This is a genomic window from Collimonas fungivorans Ter331 (assembly GCF_000221045.1).
GTDB classification, from domain to species: domain Bacteria; phylum Pseudomonadota; class Gammaproteobacteria; order Burkholderiales; family Burkholderiaceae_D; genus Collimonas; species Collimonas fungivorans_A.
Genome location: NC_015856.1, coordinates 603,529 through 620,369, shown reverse-complemented (window position 1 = coordinate 620,369; position 16,841 = coordinate 603,529). Strand labels below are relative to the sequence as shown.

Genomic DNA, 16,841 nt, shown 5'->3' with positions numbered 1-16,841 from the left:
AGATGTCATTGCGGCTTGTCTTTCAAGCGGTATTCGGCGGACCGGGCATGCGCCTGCAAGCCTTCGCCGTACGCCAGTTCCGCCGCGACCTGGCCCAGGGTCTGGGCGCCGGCCTCGCTGATGTTGATGATGCTGGAGCGTTTCTGGAAATCGTAGACGCCGAGCGGCGACGAAAAACGCGCGGTGCGCGAAGTCGGCAGCACGTGGTTCGGACCGGCGCAGTAATCGCCCAAGGCTTCCGACGAAAACCGGCCGAGGAACATGGCGCCGGCATGGCGGATGCGGTCGGCCCAGTGCTGCGGATTTTCAGCGGAAATTTCCAGGTGCTCGGCGGCAATGTGGTTGGCGATCTCGCAGGCATGCTCCATGTCGCGCACTTTCACCAGCGCGCCGCGGTTGACCAACGAGGTGCGGATCACTTCCTGGCGCGGCATCAGCGGCAGCTGGCGGTTGATGCTGGCTTCGACGGCGGCAATATACGCCGCGTCCGGACACAGCAGGATCGATTGCGCCAGTTCATCGTGCTCGGCTTGCGAAAACAGATCCATCGCGATCCAGTCGGGATCGGTAGTGCCGTCGCAGATCACCAGGATTTCCGAGGGCCCGGCGATCATGTCGATGCCGACCGTGCCGAACACGCGCCGTTTGGCCGCCGCGACATAGGCGTTGCCGGGACCGACAATCTTGTCGACCTGGGGAATGGTGGCAGTGCCGTAGGCCAGCGCCGCCACCGCTTGCGCGCCGCCGATGGTAAACACGCGGTCGACGCCGGCGATAGCCGCGGCGGCCAGCACCAGCGGATTCTTGACGCCGTCCGGAGTCGGCACCACCATGATGATTTCCTGCACGCCGGCGACCTTGGCCGGGATCGCATTCATCAGCACCGACGAAGGATAAGCCGCCTTGCCGCCGGGGACATAGATGCCGACGCGGTCCAGCGGCGTGACTTTCTGCCCCAGCACGGTGCCGTCGGCTTCGGTGTAACTGAAGCCGTCCGAACCGCATTCGATTTTCTGGCGCTGGTGGTAGCTGCGCACGCGGTCGGCCGCAGTCTGCAAGGCGCCGCGGCGTTCGGGAGACAGTTCAGCCAGCGCCGCCTGCAGTTCCTGCTGGCCAATTTCGAGCAGGCTGACGCTGTTGGCGCTGAGGCGGTCGAAACGGTTGGTGTATTCCAGCACGGCGGCGTCGCCGCGCGCCTTGACGTCAGCCAGGATGCGCGCGGCAGCCTGGTCGATGGCTTCGTCTTCGCTGGCCTCGAAAGCCAGCAGCGCAGTCAGGTGCGCCTGGAAATCCGGCAGTCCTGCATCGAGTTTTCTGATTGCTATCATGTTGCTTCCAGTTTGCTGCGTCTTATTGAATCGAAGCTTTTTCAAAAGCTTCCAGGATCGGCTGCAAGCGTTCGCGCTTCAGTTTCAAGGCGGCCTGATTCACCACCAGCCGCGATGAGATATCCATGATGTGTTCGACTTCAACCAGCTTGTTGGCGCGCAAGGTGCCGCCGGTGCTGACCAGGTCGACGATCGCATCCGCCAGCCCGACCAGCGGCGCCAGTTCCATCGAACCGTACAGCTTGATCAGGTCGACGTGCATGCCCTTGGCGGCGAAGTGCTCGCGCGCGGTCAGCAGGTATTTGGTGGCGACCCGCAGACGCGCGCCCTGGCGGATCGCGCTGGCGTAGTCGAAGCCGGCCGAGACCGCCACTGACATGCGGCACTTGGCAATATCCAGGTCGATCGGCTGGTACAGTCCCTCGCCGCCATGTTCCAGCAGCACATCCTTGCCGGCCACGCCGAAATCGGCGGCGCCGTATTGCACGTAAGTCGGTACGTCGGAAGCGCGCACGATGATCACGTTGACCTGCGGATCGTTGGTCGCCAGGATCAGCTTGCGCGAGGTTTCCGGATCTTCGGTGACCTCGATGCCGGCGGCCTTCAGCAGCGGCAAGGTCTCTTCAAAGATGCGGCCTTTCGACAACGCCAGGGTCAGCTTCTGGCTCATTTGATTCTTTCGATGTTGGCGCCGACTGCCGACAGCTTGCACTCCATCTGGTCATAGCCGCGGTCCAGGTGGTAGACGCGTTCGATCAGGGTCTGGCCTTGCGCCACCAGGCCGGAAATCACCAGCGAAGCGGAAGCGCGCAGGTCGGTCGCCATCACCGGCGCGCCGACCAGCTTGTCGACGCCCTTGATGATGGCGGTATTGCCCTGCACATCGATGGCGGCGCCGAGGCGGTTCATTTCCTGCACGTGCATGAAACGGTTTTCAAAGATCGTTTCGGTGACATGGCTGGTGCCCTCGGCAATGCTGTTCATGGACATGAACTGCGCTTGCATGTCGGTCGGGAAACCCGGGTATTCGGTGGTGCGGAAACTGACCGCCTTCGGCCGCGCTGCCATCTGCACGCGGATCCAGTCGTCGCCGGAAGTCAGGATCACGCCCGCTTCGCGCAGCTTGTCCAGCACGGCGTCGAGGATATGGCTGCGGGTGTTTTTCAGCATGACGTCGCCGCCGGTAGCCGCTACCGCGCACAGGAAGGTGCCGGTCTCGATACGGTCGGCGATCACTGCATGCTCGGCGCCGTGCAGCTTGTCGACGCCCTGGATCGTCAGGCGGTCGGTGCCGATGCCGTCGATCTTCGCGCCCATCGCCACCAGCAGGTTGGCGAGGTCGGTGACTTCCGGTTCGCGCGCAGCGTTTTCCAGGACCGTTTCGCCGTCGGCAAGGGTTGCGGCCATCAGCAGGTTTTCAGTACCGGTGACGGTGATCATGTCGGTCACCACGCGTGTGCCCTTGAGCTTCTTGGCCTTGGCATGAATGTAGCCGGCTTCGATCGAAATCTCGGCGCCCATCGCCTGCAGGCCCTTGATGTGCTGGTCAACCGGACGCGAGCCGATGCCGCAGCCGCCCGGCAGCGATACCCGTGCTTCGCCGAAACGCGCCAGCAGCGGGCCCAGCACCAGGATCGATGCGCGCATGGTTTTCACCATTTCATAAGGCGCTTCGAGGTTGGTGATGGCGTCGCCTTGCAAGGTCACGAAATGGCCATCCTGGGTCGCTTTCAATCCCATCTGGCGCAGCAGCTTGAGGATGGTCGACACATCGTGCAGGTTGGGCACGTTGCTCAGCTGCAGCTGGTCGGCGGTAAGCAAACCGGCGCACAGGATAGGCAGCGCCGCATTTTTTGCGCCGGAAATGGTGATCTCGCCGGAAAGGCGGTTACCGCCTTGTATCAATAATTTATCCATGGTGACTTCTCGCAGTGGTGTTCGTTCAGTGGTGTTCGTTGTATCTGGCAGGGCAGCCGCCCGGCCGGTCATTTGTTCTCTTGAAATTCTTCCGGCGTCAGTGTCTTCATCGACAAGGCATGGATTTCTTCGCGCATGCGGTCGCCCAGCGCCGCATAGACGATCTGGTGGCGCTGTATCGGACGTTTGCCGGCAAACGCGGCCGACACGATCACCGCCTTGAAATGCTGGCCGTCGCCTTCGACATCCAGGTGCGAACAGTCGAGGCCGGCGGCGATGTAACTTTTAACGAGATCGGGTGTAGGGAACATAATGTTTTCTCAGTTTTTCCAACTTGGTGACGCGTTCAGTGCCTTGCTCAGTGTCTTAGCTTATAGCCGCGCTTCAGCATCTGCACCGCTACCGCCGACAGCAACGCCAGGAATATGCAGATGATCAGCAGGCTGATCAGCGGGTTGATGTCTGACTGCCCGAAAAAGCCGTAGCGGAATCCGTCTATCATATAAAAGAACGGATTCAAATGCGATACGGCCTGCCAAAACGGCGGCAACGATTTGATCGAATAAAACACGCCGGCAAGAAAGGTCGCCGGCATGATCAGGAAATTCTGGAACACCGCCAGCTGGTCGAACTTGTCGGCCCAGACGCCGGCGATCAGACCCATGGTGCCCAGCAGCGCCGCCCCCAGGAAGGCGAAAATCACGATCCACCACGGCGCCACGAAAGACAGGTTGCCGAACCAGGCGGTGATGACAAACACGCCCAGGCCGACCGCTACGCCGCGCACCACCGAGGCCAGCACATAAGCGCCGTACAGTTCCCAGTGCGACAGCGGCGTCAGCAGGACGAACACCAGATTGCCGGTCATTTTCGACTGTGTCAACGATGACGAGGTATTGGCGAAGGCATTTTGCAACACGCTCATCATCACCAGGCCGGGGATCAGGAACGCGGTGTACTGCACGCCGGGATAGACCTCGATGTGGTCTTTCAGGGTATGGCCGAAAATCAGCAGGTACAGCATCGCCGTCAGGATAGGCGCGCCAATGGTTTGCGTCGCCACTTTCCAGAAGCGCAGCACCTCTTTATAGAACAGGGTCTGGAAACCGATCATCATTTGACACCGCCCGCGCTGTATTCGTCGGCAAAGACATTAAACCCGCTGGCGCTGACCTTGCTGTCCATGATCTGCAGGAACACGTCTTCCAGGTCGGCCTGCTGCAGCTGCATGTCCTCGATCACCGCGCCGGCATGGCGCAAGGCGCCGAGGATCGGTTCGACATCGGCATATTCGTTGACCCGCAACGCAAACTTGCTGCCGTCGGCATGCAGCACCAAAGGCTGCAGCGCCGCCGGCAAGCTGCCGCTGGACAGGTTGACCAGCAATTGCGAACCGGCGATGCGCTTGATCAGCGCCGAGGTGGAATCGAGCGCCACCACCTGCCCCAGCTTGAGCATGGCGATGCGGTTGCACTGCTCTTGCGCTTCTTCCAGGTAGTGCGTGGTCAGGACCACGGTGTGGCCTTCGCGGTTGAGGCGCGAAATGAAGCGCCACAGGGTCTGCCGCAGTTCGACGTCGACGCCGGCGGTCGGCTCGTCCAGCACGATCACCGGCGGCTTGTGCACCAGCGCCTGCGCCACCAGCACGCGCCGCTTCATGCCGCCCGACAGCGCGCGCATGTTGGTGTCGGCCTTGTTGGTCAGGTCGAGGTTTTCCATCACCTCGTCGATCCACTTGTCGTTGTTCTTCAAGCCGTAATAGCCGGACTGGATGCGCAAGGTTTCGCGCACCGTGAAAAACGGATCGAACACCAGTTCTTGCGGCACCACGCCGAGATTGCGGCGCGCGGCGCGGTAATCGCTGACGACATCGTGGCCGTGGATCGTGACGTTGCCTGAATCGGGCCGGTTGAGGCCGGCGATGATCGAAATCAAGGTGGTCTTGCCGGCGCCGTTAGGGCCCAGCAAACCGAAGAATTCGCCTTCTTCGATGGTCAAGGAAACGCCATCCAGCGCCTGTAGGGACTGGTAACGCTTCTTGACATTGGTGATCTGGATGGCCGCCATAGTGCCTTGCTAAATATTCTTTAATAGGAACGCCGCAGCAATGCTGCCGATTTGCCGGTCTAGCCATGCTGGCCGGCGGCGGAACCCTTGATTATATTGGATTTTTGCTGCGAGGGCCGGGCGACAACGACAAACCCGGGATGCTGCGAGGAAAGGGGAAGGTAAAGCTCAATGATGCAGTGTACTGGCGGCAACAGTCACGCCGGCAGGCGCCAGCAACTCTGCCACGCCGTATAAATCGATCAGGCTTTCCAGGTTGGCGGGCAAACTGGAGAAATGCAGGTTCAGCCCCTGGTTCAGGGCTGCACATTGCCAAGCCAGCAAGGTAGCGACGGCGGCCGAATCGACCGCCACCACGTCGCCCAGGTCGATCTCGGTCTCGCCCCCGGCGATCGCGCGCAAGCCCTCTTCCAGAGTGACTTTGGCGTTGCCGACAGTAAGCGAGTGAGATGGTCTAAACATGTTAGTTAGTCAATCAACTGATTATTTCTTAAGGCCGCGGGCAGCGCGTTCCTTGTTCTTGTCCGACAACACCTTGATCAGGCCGTCGATGCCGGAACGGTTGATTTCGGAAGTGAAGGTGCCCTTGTATGAATCAACGAGCCAGGCGCCCAGTACGTTGACATCATAGATCTTCCAGCTCGTGCCTGCTTTTTCCACGCGATAATTGAGCTGGATCGGCTCGCCGCGCGGCTGGATCACCTGCGAGCGGACGATGACGTCGGTATCGGCCGGATCGGCGCGCAGCGGCTTGAAATCGATTTGCTGGTCGCGCACTTGCGACAGCGCGCCGGAATAGGTATAGACCAGCAGGCTGCGGAACTGGGTGATCAACTGTTTCTTTTGGTCATCGGTTGCGTCGCGCCATTTAGGGCCCATGGCCATGCTGGTCATGCGCTCGAAGTCGACATACGGGATGATCTTTTCTTCAACCAGCGCCAGGATGCGCTGCTGGTTGCCGCCCTGGATGTTTTTATCCGATTTGGCGGTATCCAGCACGTCCTGGCTGATGCGCTTGATCAGCGTGTCAGGCGCTTCTTGCGCCTGGGCTGCCGCTGTGAACAACAGGCTGCCGACAGTCAGCGACAGCGTCAGGATTTTTTTCAGGATTTTCATATGTTTTTTTAACAATCTTAATGGTTGTTAGAAGACGTCTCAGACGCGGGGTAGATGCGTCCTAAGACGGCAATTTCAAGCGCCGGTTCCGGCCGGCGCCGATAATCACTGCTCGGCGGGCTTGCTGTTGACAGGTTTGTCCGCCTTGTCGTCGCTATCGTCGCTGTTGCCGCTGATCTGGCTCTGGCGGCGCTGGGTGTAGGCGTCGCGCACGAATTCATACTTGTCGAGGGCGGCATCGTCCAGCAGGCCGCCTGCATCCAGCAGGTTGGCGCGCTTGTCGATCAGGCGCACCACCGAGCCGGTATTGCGCCAGCGCACCGGGTATTTGTAGGACCAGATATCGCCGTACATGTCGACCGGCAATGCCGCCGTGTCGCGGATATTCGACGGCCCGAACAGCGGCAGCACCAGGTAAGGACCGGAGCCTACGCCCCACTTGCCCAAGGTCTGGCCGAAATCCTTGTTATGTTTCTGCAAACCGGCTTCCGAGCCGATATCCAGCAAACCGCCCAGGCCGAGCGTGGAGTTGACCGCAACCCGCATCACGTCCGAGGTGCCGTCCGCGACATTGCCTTGCAAGAAACCGTTGACCGAGCTCCAGACATCGCCCAGGTTGCCGAAGAAGTTGTTGACGCCGGTCTGGACAAAACTTGGCAGCCAGTTGCGGTAAGCAGTGGCGACCGGCTTCAGGGCGACCTTGTCGAGCGTGTCGTTGAAGCTGAACATGGCGCGGTTGAAGCCTTCCAGCGGGTCTTGCGGATTGCTGGTGGTGGCGCAGCCGGCCAGCGCGGCAACCAGAGCGAGCGAGCCCAGGCGGGTCATGGTTTTCATTGTTCTGTGTCCTTTACATCCGCAGCTTTACTATACAGAAACTGACTGATCAGGTTTTCCAGCACAATCGCGGATTGCGTTAATTTAATACGGTCGCCGGCAACCAGGTTCTTGGTCGCGCCGCCCGCTTCGATACCGATGTATTGCTCGCCCAACAAACCTGAAGTGAGTATCTTAGCCGAACTGTCTTCCGGGAACTGGTAACGCTGGTCCATGTTCAAGGTCACTATCGCCTGGAAGTTCTTGTCGTCGAAATTGATCGAAGCGACACGCCCCACCACCACTCCGGCGCTCCTGACCGATGCGCGCACTTTCAGGCCGCCGATATTGTCGAACTTGGTAATTACCGGATAGGTCTTGTTGAAAGTCGCGCTGCTCAGGTTACCGGCTCTCAGCGCCAGGAACCCCAGGGCCAGCACGCCGATCAGCACAAATATGCCTACCCATACGTCTACAGTTTTCTGTTGCATGATTCATCACCTTAAAAATACCACCGCGAACAAATTCCCGAGGAGGAAATAGTAACGAGAAGTAAAACGCGCCGCTACGGCTTGGCCCCGGCTGCCTGAGCACCCAATAAGCGCCGGAGTCGCGCAAAAATCAGTTAAACATTAAAGCGGTCAGCAGGAAGTCCAGCGCCAACACCGCCAGCGACGAGATCACCACGGTGCGCGTGGTTGCCCTGGAAACGCCTTCCGGCGTCGGTTTCGCCTCATAACCCTGCCATACCGCGACAAACGTCGCGGCGACGCCAAATACGATGCTTTTCAGGACACCGTTAGCGATATCTTGCCAGATATCTATACCGCCTTGCATCTGCGACCAAAACGCGCCGTCGTCGACGCCGATCAGCTTGACGCCGACCAGATAGCCGCCAAAAATACCGAGGGCGCTGAACAAGGCTGCCAGCATCGGCATCGCCACCACGCCGGCCCAGAAACGCGGCGCCACTACCCGTTGCATGGGATCGACCGCCATCATTTCCATCGCCGACAACTGCTCGCCGGCTTTCATCAAGCCGATTTCCGCCGTCAGGGAAGTGCCGGCGCGGCCGGCGAACAGCAGCGCAGTCACCACCGGTCCCAGCTCACGCACCAGCGACAGCGCCACCAGCAAGCCCAGCGCCTGCTCGGAGCCATATTTGTTGAGCGTGTAATAACCCTGCAAACCCAGTACAAAACCGACAAACAGGCCCGAGACGCCAATGATGACCAGCGAGTAGTTGCCGATGAAATGGATCTGGTCGGTAATCAGCCGCGGACGCCGCCAGAGGCCGAGCGAGGCGCGCAGGATCGCAAAGAACATGCGCGCGGCGAGGCCCAGGCCGGCAATCGATTCGCGTACCGTGCGTCCCACTGCGGCAAGACAATTGCTTACAAACTTGGTTACAGCATTCAGCATCAGCCGCGCCCTTTCAGGTTCAGACTCAGGCCCAGGTCCTCGGCCAGCGACTTGCCAGGATAGTGGAACGGCACCGGACCGTCAGGCTCGGCATTGACGAACTGCTTCACGTACGGATGGGTGGACGCCAGCATCTCTGCCGGCGTGCCCTGCGCCACGATCTGCCCTTGCGACAGGAAATACACGTAGTCGGCGATGCTGAACGACTCATTGACGTCATGCGACACCAGGATGCTGGTCGAACCCAGCGCATCGTTGAGCTTGCGGATCAGGTTGGCGGTCACGCCCATCGAAATCGGATCCAGCCCGGCGAACGGTTCGTCATACATGATCAGCGACGGATCCAGGGCAATCGCGCGCGCCAGCGCCACGCGCCGCGCCATGCCGCCGGAAATCTCGGACGGCTTCAGTTGCGCGGCGTTGCGCAGGCCGACCGCATTCAGCTTCAGCAGCACCAGGTTGTTCAACAGTTCCGGCGACAGGTTGGTGTGTTCGCGCAGCGGGAAGGCGACGTTTTCAAATGCGGTCAGGTCGGTAAACAAGGCGCCGCTCTGGAACAGCATGCCCATCTTGCGCCGCAAGGCATACAAGCCCGAAGTCGACAATGTGTGCACCGTTTCGCCGTCGACCTTGACGCTGCCGGCCTGGGGCTTCAGCTGGCCGCCGATCAGCCGCAATATGGTGGTCTTGCCGGAGCCGGAGCCGCCCATGACGGCGATCACCTTGCCGCGTGCGAAGTCCATGTTGAGACCCGATAAAATCGACCTCTCACCATAGCCAAACTGCAGATCACGAATTTCGACGATATTTGCCACACCATCCACCGAATAAATCAAAGGGGCTATTGTAGTGCAAATGCGACAATCGTTCAGAGCTCGGCAATAGTAGACAGACTGATATGTGCCTGTATTACAACAGTTTGACTATTGCCTGGATGCATGAACAAAAACATGCACTGCAGAAAAAAGAGCACGCCGGTGTTGCCACTGACATGCTCTTCTCTTTAGTTACAGCAAAAAACTCAAACAATATTACCGTGGCAAAACCGACGCTCCCATCAGGAATTCATCGACTGCCCGTGCGCACTGGCGGCCTTCGCGGATAGCCCACACCACCAGCGACTGGCCGCGCCGCATGTCGCCGGCGGCGAACACCTTGTCGGCCGAAGTCTTGTAGCAGGCATCGCCGTCGGTAGTGGCCTTGGCGTTGCCGCGCGCATCCTTGTCGACGCCGAATGCCTCCAGCACTTGCGCCACCGGCGAGACGAAACCCATCGCCAGGAACACCAGGTCGGCCTTCATTTCGAATTCCGAATCCGGCACTTCCTGCATCTTGCCGTCTTTCCATTCGACGCGGGCAGCGATCAGTTTCTCGACCTTGCCGTTCTTGCCTTCCAGCCGCTTGGTGGCTACCGCCCAGTCGCGGTCGCAGCCTTCTTCGTGCGACGACGAAGTGCGCAGCTTGGTCGGCCAGTAAGGCCACACCAGCGGCTTGTTTTCCAGTTCCGGCGGTTGCGGCATCAGCTCGAACTGCTGGATCGATACCGCGCCCTGGCGGTTGGAAGTGCCGACGCAGTCGGAACCGGTATCGCCGCCGCCGATCACCACCACATGCTTGCCGCCAGCCAGGATCTGCTCCTTGACCTTGTCGCCGGCATTGACCTTGTTTTGCTGCGGCAGGAAATCCATGGCGAAATGCACGCCCTTCAGTTCGCGTCCCGGCACCGGCAAATCGCGCGGCTGTTCGGCGCCGCCGGCAATCACCACGGCGTCGAACTCGGCTTTCAATTCTTCCGGCGAAACCGTCTTCTTGGCCCAGTTATTTACATTGGCCGGGAAATCCTTGCCGACCAGCACGCCGGTGCGGAAGGTCACGCCTTCGGCTTCCATCTGCTCGACGCGGCGGTCGATATGGGATTTTTCCATTTTGAAATCGGGGATGCCGTAGCGCAGCAGGCCGCCGACCCGGTCGCTCTTTTCAAACACGGTGACCTCATGGCCGATGCGCGCCAGCTGCTGCGCCGCCGCCAGCCCGGCAGGACCGGAACCGACCACGGCGACTTTCTTGCCGGTCTTGACCAGCGGCGGCTGCGGCACGATCCAGCCGTTTTCCCAGCCCTTGTCGACGATGAAATGCTCGATCGACTTGATGCCGACCGGGTCGCTGTTGATGCCCAGCGTGCAGGCGCTTTCGCATGGCGCCGGGCAGATGCGGCCGGTAAATTCCGGGAAGTTGTTGGTCGAATGCAGGGTCTCCAGCGCTTCGTGATACGCGCCGCGATACACCAGGTCGTTCCAGTCGGGGATGATGTTGTTGACCGGGCAGCCGTTGTTGCAGAACGGAATGCCGCAATCCATGCAGCGCGCGCCCTGGGTCTTGGCTTCGTCGTTGCTCAGGCTGAGGATGAATTCCTTGTAATGCTTCTTGCGCGCCACCGGCGCTTCATACGTCTCGCCGACCCTTTGGTACTCCATGAATCCTGTTACTTTTCCCATTTTTCACTCACATTTTAGCTACAGGATCCACCGCGATCTGGCATTCCAGACCGGCGGCGATCCTTATCGTTACTTGGCTGACGGTTACGCAATCTGTCGATTACGCGGCGACTTTTTCCTTGGCTGGCGTAGTGCTGCGCACCGCATTCAACTCGCCTAGCGCCCGCTTGTACTCGGTCGGGAACACCTTGACGAATTTGCTGCGCGAAGCAACCCAGTTGTCCAGCAGGTTGCGGGCGCGGGTGCTGCCGGTGTACTTGAAGTGGCGTTCGATCAGCCCCTTCAGGATCGCCTCGTCGGCCTGCACTTCGCCGCCGCGCACGGTGCTGTGCCAGATCGCCTTGTCGATCGTGGCTTCCTGCTCGCCCTGGCTTAGCACCTGCTCCAGCGTCACCATCGACATATTGCATTGCGCCGCAAACGTGCCGTCCGGATCGTAGACGTAAGCCAGGCCGCCAGACATGCCGGCGCCGAAGTTACGGCCGGTTTCACCCAGCACCACCACCGTACCGCCGGTCATGTATTCGCAGCCATGGTCGCCGGTGCCTTCCACCACTGCAATCGCGCCTGAGTTGCGCACCGCGAAGCGTTCGCCGGCGACGCCGTTGAGGAAAGCCTCGCCGGCAATCGCGCCGTACAGCACTGTGTTGCCGGCGATGATGTTATCGACCGCGCGGCCGCGGAACTCGGTGTTCGGACGCACGATGATGCGGCCGCCCGACAAGCCCTTGCCGACATAGTCGTTGCCCTCGCCAACCAGGTCCAGCGTCACGCCATGCGCCAGGAACGCGCCTGCCGACTGGCCTGCGGTGCCTTGCAGCTGGATGTGGATGGTGTCGTCGGGCAAGCCTTCGTGGCCGTATTTTTTCGCGACCTCGCCCGACAGCATGGCGCCGACGGTGCGGTTCAGGTTCTTGATCGGCGAGATGAACGAGACCCGCTCGCCCTTGTCCAGCGCCGCCTTGGCTTGCGCAATCAGCTTGTGATCGAGCGCGCGGTCGAGGCCGTGGTCCTGTTCTTCGGTGTGGTAATACACGCCGCCTTCAGGCAATACGGGCTGGTAGAAAATGCGGCTGAAATCCAGGCCCTGCGCCTTCCAGTGCGTGATCGCCCGCGATTTGTCCAACAGGTCGGCGCGGCCGATCAGTTCATTGAAACTGCGGATGCCCAGCGACGCCATGATCTGGCGCACTTCTTCGGCGATGAAGAAGAAGAAGTTGACCACATGCTCCGGCTTGCCGGAGAACTTGGCGCGCAGCACCGGGTCTTGCGTGGCAACGCCGACCGGGCAGGTGTTCAGGTGGCATTTGCGCATCATGATGCAGCCTTCGACCACCAGCGGCGCGGTGGCGAAACCGAATTCATCCGCACCGAGCAAAGCACCGATCACGACGTCGCGGCCGGTCTTCATCTGGCCGTCGGCCTGGACCCGGATGCGGTTGCGCAAGCCGTTCAGCACCAGCGTCTGCTGGGTTTCCGCCAGGCCCAGTTCCCAAGGCGAGCCGGCATGCTTGATCGACGACAAAGGCGAAGCGCCGGTGCCGCCGTCATGGCCGGCGATCACCACGTGATCCGACTTGGCCTTGGCGACACCCGCAGCCACGGTGCCGACACCCACTTCAGATACCAGCTTGACCGAAATCGAAGCGCGCGGATTAACGTTTTTCAAGTCATGGATCAGCTGCGCCAGGTCTTCGATCGAATAGATGTCATGGTGCGGCGGCGGTGAAATCAGGCCGACGCCCGGCACCGAGAAACGCAGCTTGGCGATGTACTCGGACACCTTGTGGCCAGGCAGCTGGCCGCCCTCGCCCGGCTTCGCGCCCTGCGCCATCTTGATCTGGATCTGGTCGGCGGAAATCAGGTATTCGGCAGTGACGCCGAAACGGCCGGACGCCACCTGCTTGATGCGCGAACGCAGCGAATCGCCGGCCTGCAACGGGATATCGACTTCGATGCGGTCCTTGCCGATCACCGACGCCAGGGTTTCCCCTTGCTTGATCGGGATGCCTTTCAGTTCCTGGCGATAGCGGTTCTCGTCCTCGCCGCCTTCGCCGGTATTCGACTTGCCGCCGATGCGGTTCATCGCCACCGCCAGCGTGGCGTGCGCTTCGGTCGAGATCGAGCCGAGCGACATCGCGCCGGTAGCAAAGCGCTTGACGATTTCCTTGGCCGGCTCGACCTCGTCCAGCGGGATCGCCTTGCTTGGATCGACCTTGAATTCGAACAGGCCGCGCAGGGTCATGTGGCGCTTGGACTGGTCGTTGATCAGCTGCGCATATTCTTTATAGCTGTTGAAGTTGTTGGCGCGGGTCGAGTGCTGCAGCTTGGCGATCGCATCCGGCGTCCACATGTGCTCTTCGCCGCGGATGCGGAATGCGTATTCGCCGCCGGCGTCGAGTGCGTTGGCCAGCACCGGATCGTCGCTGAACGCCGCGCGGTGCAGGCGCAAGGCTTCTTCCGCCACTTCAAACACGCCGATGCCTTCGACATTCGACGCGGTGCCCTTGAAGTACTTCTGGGTCATGCTCTTGTTGAGGCCGATCGCTTCGAAAATCTGCGCGCCGCAATACGACATGTAGGTCGAAATACCCATCTTCGACATGACTTTCAGCAGCCCCTTGCCGATCGCCTTCTGGAAGTTGTAGATCGCCTTTTCCGGCGACAGCGCGCCCGGCAAGCCGTGCGCCAGTTCGGTCAGCGTATCCATCGCCAGGTAGGGATGGATAGCTTCCGCGCCATAACCTGCCAGCAGTGCGAAGTGATGCGTCTCGCGCGCCGAACCGGTTTCGACCACCAGGCCGGTCGAGGTGCGCAGGCCCTTGCTCACCAGATGCTGGTGGATTGCCGAAGTAGCCAGCAGCGCCGGGATCGCCACTTGCTCGGCGTCGACCTTGCGGTCGGAGACGATCAGGATGTTGTGGCCCGACTTGACGGCGTCGACCGCCTTGGCGCACAGCGAGGCCAGGCGCGCTTCGATGCCTTCCTTGCCCCAGGCTACCGGATAGCAGATGTTCAGCTCGTAGGACTTGAACTTGCCGCCGGTGTGCGCGCCGATATTGCGCAGCTTGGCGATGTCGTCGTAGTTCAGGATCGGCTGCGTGACTTCCAGCCGCATCGGCGGGTTGATGTTGTTGGTGTCCAGCATGTTCGGCTTAGGTCCGATGAAGGACACCAGCGACATCACCATCGCTTCGCGGATCGGATCGATAGGCGGGTTGGTGACTTGCGCGAACAACTGCTTGAAGTAGTGATACAGGGTCTTGTTCTTGTTGGACATGACCGCCAGCGGCGAGTCGTTGCCCATGGAGCCGATCGCTTCTTCGGCAGCGGCCGCCATCGGCGACATCAGGAACTTGATGTCTTCCTGGGTGTAGCCGAACAGCTGCTGGCGGTCCAGCAGCGGGATGGTCGAACCGGATTCGGACGGCTCAGATTTCAGCTCGTCGAGCTTGACGCGCACCGATTCAATCCACTGCTTGTATGGCTTGGCGTTGGCAAACGTGTCTTTCAGCTCCTTGTCGTCGATGATGCGGCCGGCGTCGAGGTCGATCAGGAACATCTTGCCTGGCTGCAGGCGCCATTTCTGGATGATCTTCGATTCCGGGATCGGCAAGACGCCGGATTCGGACGCCATCACCACGAAGTCGTCGTCGGTGACGATGTAGCGCGCCGGACGCAGGCCGTTGCGGTCCAGCGTGCCGCCGATATGGCGGCCGTCGGTAAACGCCATCGCGGCCGGGCCGTCCCATGGTTCCATCATCGCGGCGTGGTATTCATAGAAGGCGCGGCGGTTGTCGTCCATGGTGGCGTGGTTTTCCCATGCTTCCGGGATCATCATCATCATCGCTTGCGCAATCGGGTAACCCGCCATCAGCAGCAGTTCCAGCGCATTGTCGAAACAGGCGGTGTCGGACTGGCCTTCATAGATCAGCGGAAACAGCTTCTGCAGGTCATCGCCCAGCACGTGCGATTTCATCACGCCTTCACGCGCGCGCATCCAGTTGAAGTTGCCCTTGACGGTGTTGATCTCGCCGTTGTGCGCCAGCAGGCGGTACGGGTGGGCCAGCGGCCATTCCGGGAAAGTATTGGTAGAGAAGCGTTGATGCACCAGCGCCAGCGCCGACAGGCAGCGCGGATCCTGCAGGTCCTTGTAATAGACGCCGACCTGGTCGGCCAGCAGCAAGCCCTTGTAGACCACGGTGCGGGCCGACATCGACGGTACGAAAAATTCCTTGCCGTGCAACAGGTTCAGGGCCTGGATCGCGTGGCCGGAGGATTTGCGGATTACATACAGTTTGCGTTCGAGCGCATCGGTCACCATGATGTCCGGGCCGCGGCCGATGAAGATCTGGCGGATCACCGGTTCCTTGTCGCGCACGGTCGGCGACATCGGCATCTCGATATCCACCGGCACATCGCGCCAGCCCAGCACGACCTGGCCTTCAGCCAGCACCGCACGTTCGATTTCCTGTTCGCAGGCGATGCGCGAAGCATTCTCTTTTGGCAAGAACACCATGCCCACGCCGAATTCGCCCGGCGGCGGCAAGATCACGCCCAGCTTCGCCATCTCTTCGCGATAGAACTGATCCGGCACCTGGATCAGGATCCCGGCGCCGTCACCCATCAACTTATCCGCACCGACCGCACCCCGATGATCGAGATTCTTCAGGATCAGCAAACCCTGCTCAATGACCGAGTGGCTCTTCTTGCCTTTGATGTGAGCAATAAACCCGACGCCACAGGCATCATGTTCATTGGCCGGATCGTATAAACCTTGCGCATGCATAACGTTGCTCCACCACTTTGAGAGTAAGGATATTAAGAATAGTGCAGACGCCCTCAGACTTCAATCACAATAAATAGGGTCAGAGTCAAATTAATTGGACTGATTTTTGCACCAAAATTAAATGGGGACAGAGTCAATTCAGTGCATTTGGTGGGTTTATTGCCCTGCGAGTCATTTTTTTATTTGTCTCCAGCCTGCGGGTCTGCCGGGGTTTTAAAGGGGCGCCCACGCTTGCCAGGACGTACTCTCAGACCGCCCTGCTTCTCGAGGCTTGATTTGAATTTTTCCGTGCCCAGCGGCCAGCCCTTGTTGGTGGCGTCCATCAGCTGCTTCGCCTGGAGGGAGGTGAGCGCTTGCTCTGCCATTTGTTTATAAGCAGCCTCGCGATCGAAGGGAGTATTGCCTAATGCCCAATACAGGGCGTGATCCACCACGAGAGGGTCGGCCTTGATCCCGACGTGGTGCAAATAGCTCGACCAGGGATACTCGCCAGCCGTTGCCGTGATGCCGGCGCGCACCGGATTCTGGTCGATGTAGCAACTGCACAACATGAAATAAGGTTCGGAATCTATCACCGTGGCCCTGTAGCGTCCCTGCCACAAAGTCCCTACCCGCTCATATTTCTGGTTGAAATAAGGCACGTAGAAGCGCCCTACCCACTGCATCATCTTGGCCAGGCCCTGGGCATCGGACGGTGTCGCCAGCAGGTGCACATGGTTGCTCATCAGCACATAAGCATGGATAGCCACCTTGTATTGCCTGGCTCCTTCGCGCAGGCGGGCAAGGAAATTCACATAATCTTCCGTCTCGCGGAAGATGGCCTGGCGATCGACGCCACGCTGGATCAGGTGGTGCGGCTGATTGGGGATGACAAGTCTGGGCTGGCGGGCCATG

General features: G+C 60.3%; 15 protein-coding genes. All 15 read right to left on the bottom strand.

The genetic code is table 11. The features are described 5' to 3' along the window. Positions 1 to 5: 5 nt before the first annotated feature. Entirely contained in the window at positions 6 to 1,328 is a 1,323-nt protein-coding gene (gene hisD, locus CFU_RS02655) for a histidinol dehydrogenase (RefSeq protein ID WP_041741127.1), read from the bottom strand. Positions 1,329 to 1,350: 22 nt separating this feature from the next. Next, complete coding sequence (hisG, locus tag CFU_RS02650) at positions 1,351 to 1,998, bottom strand: ATP phosphoribosyltransferase (protein ID WP_014004506.1); 648 nt, start codon at positions 1,996 to 1,998, stop codon at positions 1,351 to 1,353. After that, on the bottom strand, positions 1,995 to 3,245 hold the full coding sequence (gene murA / locus CFU_RS02645; protein WP_041741126.1) for a UDP-N-acetylglucosamine 1-carboxyvinyltransferase: 1,251 nt from the start codon (positions 3,243 to 3,245) through the stop codon (positions 1,995 to 1,997). Before murA ends, hisG begins: the two co-directional genes overlap by 4 nt. Positions 3,246 to 3,313: 68 nt before the next feature. After that, positions 3,314 to 3,556, bottom strand: a complete 243-nt coding sequence (locus CFU_RS02640; protein WP_014004504.1) for a BolA family protein — start codon at positions 3,554 to 3,556, stop codon at positions 3,314 to 3,316. A gap of 47 nt (positions 3,557 to 3,603) precedes the next feature. After that, positions 3,604 to 4,359 (bottom strand): ABC transporter permease, encoded by a 756-nt coding sequence (locus CFU_RS02635; protein WP_041742945.1) that lies wholly within the window; start codon positions 4,357 to 4,359, stop codon positions 3,604 to 3,606. Then, a complete protein-coding gene (locus CFU_RS02630; protein WP_014004502.1) occupies positions 4,359 to 5,312 on the bottom strand; it encodes an ABC transporter ATP-binding protein in 954 nt (317 codons plus the stop codon). Before CFU_RS02630 ends, CFU_RS02635 begins: the two co-directional genes overlap by 1 nt. A gap of 168 nt (positions 5,313 to 5,480) precedes the next feature. Beyond that, positions 5,481 to 5,774, bottom strand: coding sequence for an STAS domain-containing protein (locus CFU_RS02625; RefSeq protein WP_014004501.1), 294 nt, complete (start codon positions 5,772 to 5,774; stop codon positions 5,481 to 5,483). A 21-nt stretch (positions 5,775 to 5,795) separates the two neighbouring features. Continuing rightward, the gene (locus CFU_RS02620; protein WP_041741125.1) at positions 5,796 to 6,428 is read right to left on the bottom strand and encodes an MlaC/ttg2D family ABC transporter substrate-binding protein; all 633 of its coding nucleotides are present in this window, start codon (positions 6,426 to 6,428) and stop codon (positions 5,796 to 5,798) included. A gap of 105 nt (positions 6,429 to 6,533) precedes the next feature. Further along, a complete protein-coding gene (locus CFU_RS02615; protein WP_014004499.1) occupies positions 6,534 to 7,262 on the bottom strand; it encodes an MlaA family lipoprotein in 729 nt (242 codons plus the stop codon). Next, entirely contained in the window at positions 7,259 to 7,732 is a 474-nt protein-coding gene (mlaD, locus tag CFU_RS02610; RefSeq protein ID WP_014004498.1) for an outer membrane lipid asymmetry maintenance protein MlaD, read from the bottom strand. Before mlaD ends, CFU_RS02615 begins: the two co-directional genes overlap by 4 nt. A 130-nt stretch (positions 7,733 to 7,862) precedes the next feature. Beyond that, a complete protein-coding gene (gene mlaE, locus CFU_RS02605; RefSeq protein ID WP_014004497.1) occupies positions 7,863 to 8,663 on the bottom strand; it encodes a lipid asymmetry maintenance ABC transporter permease subunit MlaE in 801 nt (266 codons plus the stop codon). Next, positions 8,663 to 9,478, bottom strand: coding sequence for an ABC transporter ATP-binding protein (locus tag CFU_RS02600; protein WP_081466544.1), 816 nt, complete (start codon positions 9,476 to 9,478; stop codon positions 8,663 to 8,665). The genes mlaE and CFU_RS02600 overlap by 1 nt, the downstream gene beginning before the upstream one ends. A 216-nt stretch (positions 9,479 to 9,694) precedes the next feature. After that, positions 9,695 to 11,158: a glutamate synthase subunit beta gene (locus tag CFU_RS02595; protein WP_014004495.1), complete on the bottom strand. Its 1,464-nt coding sequence runs from the start codon at positions 11,156 to 11,158 to the stop codon at positions 9,695 to 9,697. A 100-nt stretch (positions 11,159 to 11,258) separates the two neighbouring features. Beyond that, positions 11,259 to 15,947, bottom strand: coding sequence for a glutamate synthase-related protein (locus CFU_RS02590; RefSeq protein ID WP_014004494.1), 4,689 nt, complete (start codon positions 15,945 to 15,947; stop codon positions 11,259 to 11,261). Positions 15,948 to 16,126: 179 nt separating this feature from the next. Continuing rightward, complete coding sequence (locus tag CFU_RS02585) at positions 16,127 to 16,840, bottom strand: transposase (protein ID WP_014004493.1); 714 nt, start codon at positions 16,838 to 16,840, stop codon at positions 16,127 to 16,129. Between the last annotated feature and the right edge of the window lies 1 nt (position 16,841).

Coding starts and splice junctions, on each gene's coding strand:
- hisD (WP_041741127.1), bottom strand. CDS start 1,328: ATGATAGCAATCAGAAAACTCGATGCAGGACTGCCGGATTTCCAGGCG.
- hisG (WP_014004506.1), bottom strand. CDS start 1,998: ATGAGCCAGAAGCTGACCCTGGCGTTGTCGAAAGGCCGCATCTTTGAA.
- murA (WP_041741126.1), bottom strand. CDS start 3,245: ATGGATAAATTATTGATACAAGGCGGTAACCGCCTTTCCGGCGAGATC.
- CFU_RS02640 (WP_014004504.1), bottom strand. CDS start 3,556: ATGTTCCCTACACCCGATCTCGTTAAAAGTTACATCGCCGCCGGCCTC.
- CFU_RS02635 (WP_041742945.1), bottom strand. CDS start 4,359: ATGATCGGTTTCCAGACCCTGTTCTATAAAGAGGTGCTGCGCTTCTGG.
- CFU_RS02630 (WP_014004502.1), bottom strand. CDS start 5,312: ATGGCGGCCATCCAGATCACCAATGTCAAGAAGCGTTACCAGTCCCTA.
- CFU_RS02625 (WP_014004501.1), bottom strand. CDS start 5,774: ATGTTTAGACCATCTCACTCGCTTACTGTCGGCAACGCCAAAGTCACT.
- CFU_RS02620 (WP_041741125.1), bottom strand. CDS start 6,428: ATGAAAATCCTGAAAAAAATCCTGACGCTGTCGCTGACTGTCGGCAGC.
- CFU_RS02615 (WP_014004499.1), bottom strand. CDS start 7,262: ATGAAAACCATGACCCGCCTGGGCTCGCTCGCTCTGGTTGCCGCGCTG.
- mlaD (WP_014004498.1), bottom strand. CDS start 7,732: ATGCAACAGAAAACTGTAGACGTATGGGTAGGCATATTTGTGCTGATC.
- mlaE (WP_014004497.1), bottom strand. CDS start 8,663: ATGCTGAATGCTGTAACCAAGTTTGTAAGCAATTGTCTTGCCGCAGTG.
- CFU_RS02595 (WP_014004495.1), bottom strand. CDS start 11,158: ATGGGAAAAGTAACAGGATTCATGGAGTACCAAAGGGTCGGCGAGACG.
- CFU_RS02590 (WP_014004494.1), bottom strand. CDS start 15,947: ATGCATGCGCAAGGTTTATACGATCCGGCCAATGAACATGATGCCTGT.
- CFU_RS02585 (WP_014004493.1), bottom strand. CDS start 16,840: ATGGCCCGCCAGCCCAGACTTGTCATCCCCAATCAGCCGCACCACCTG.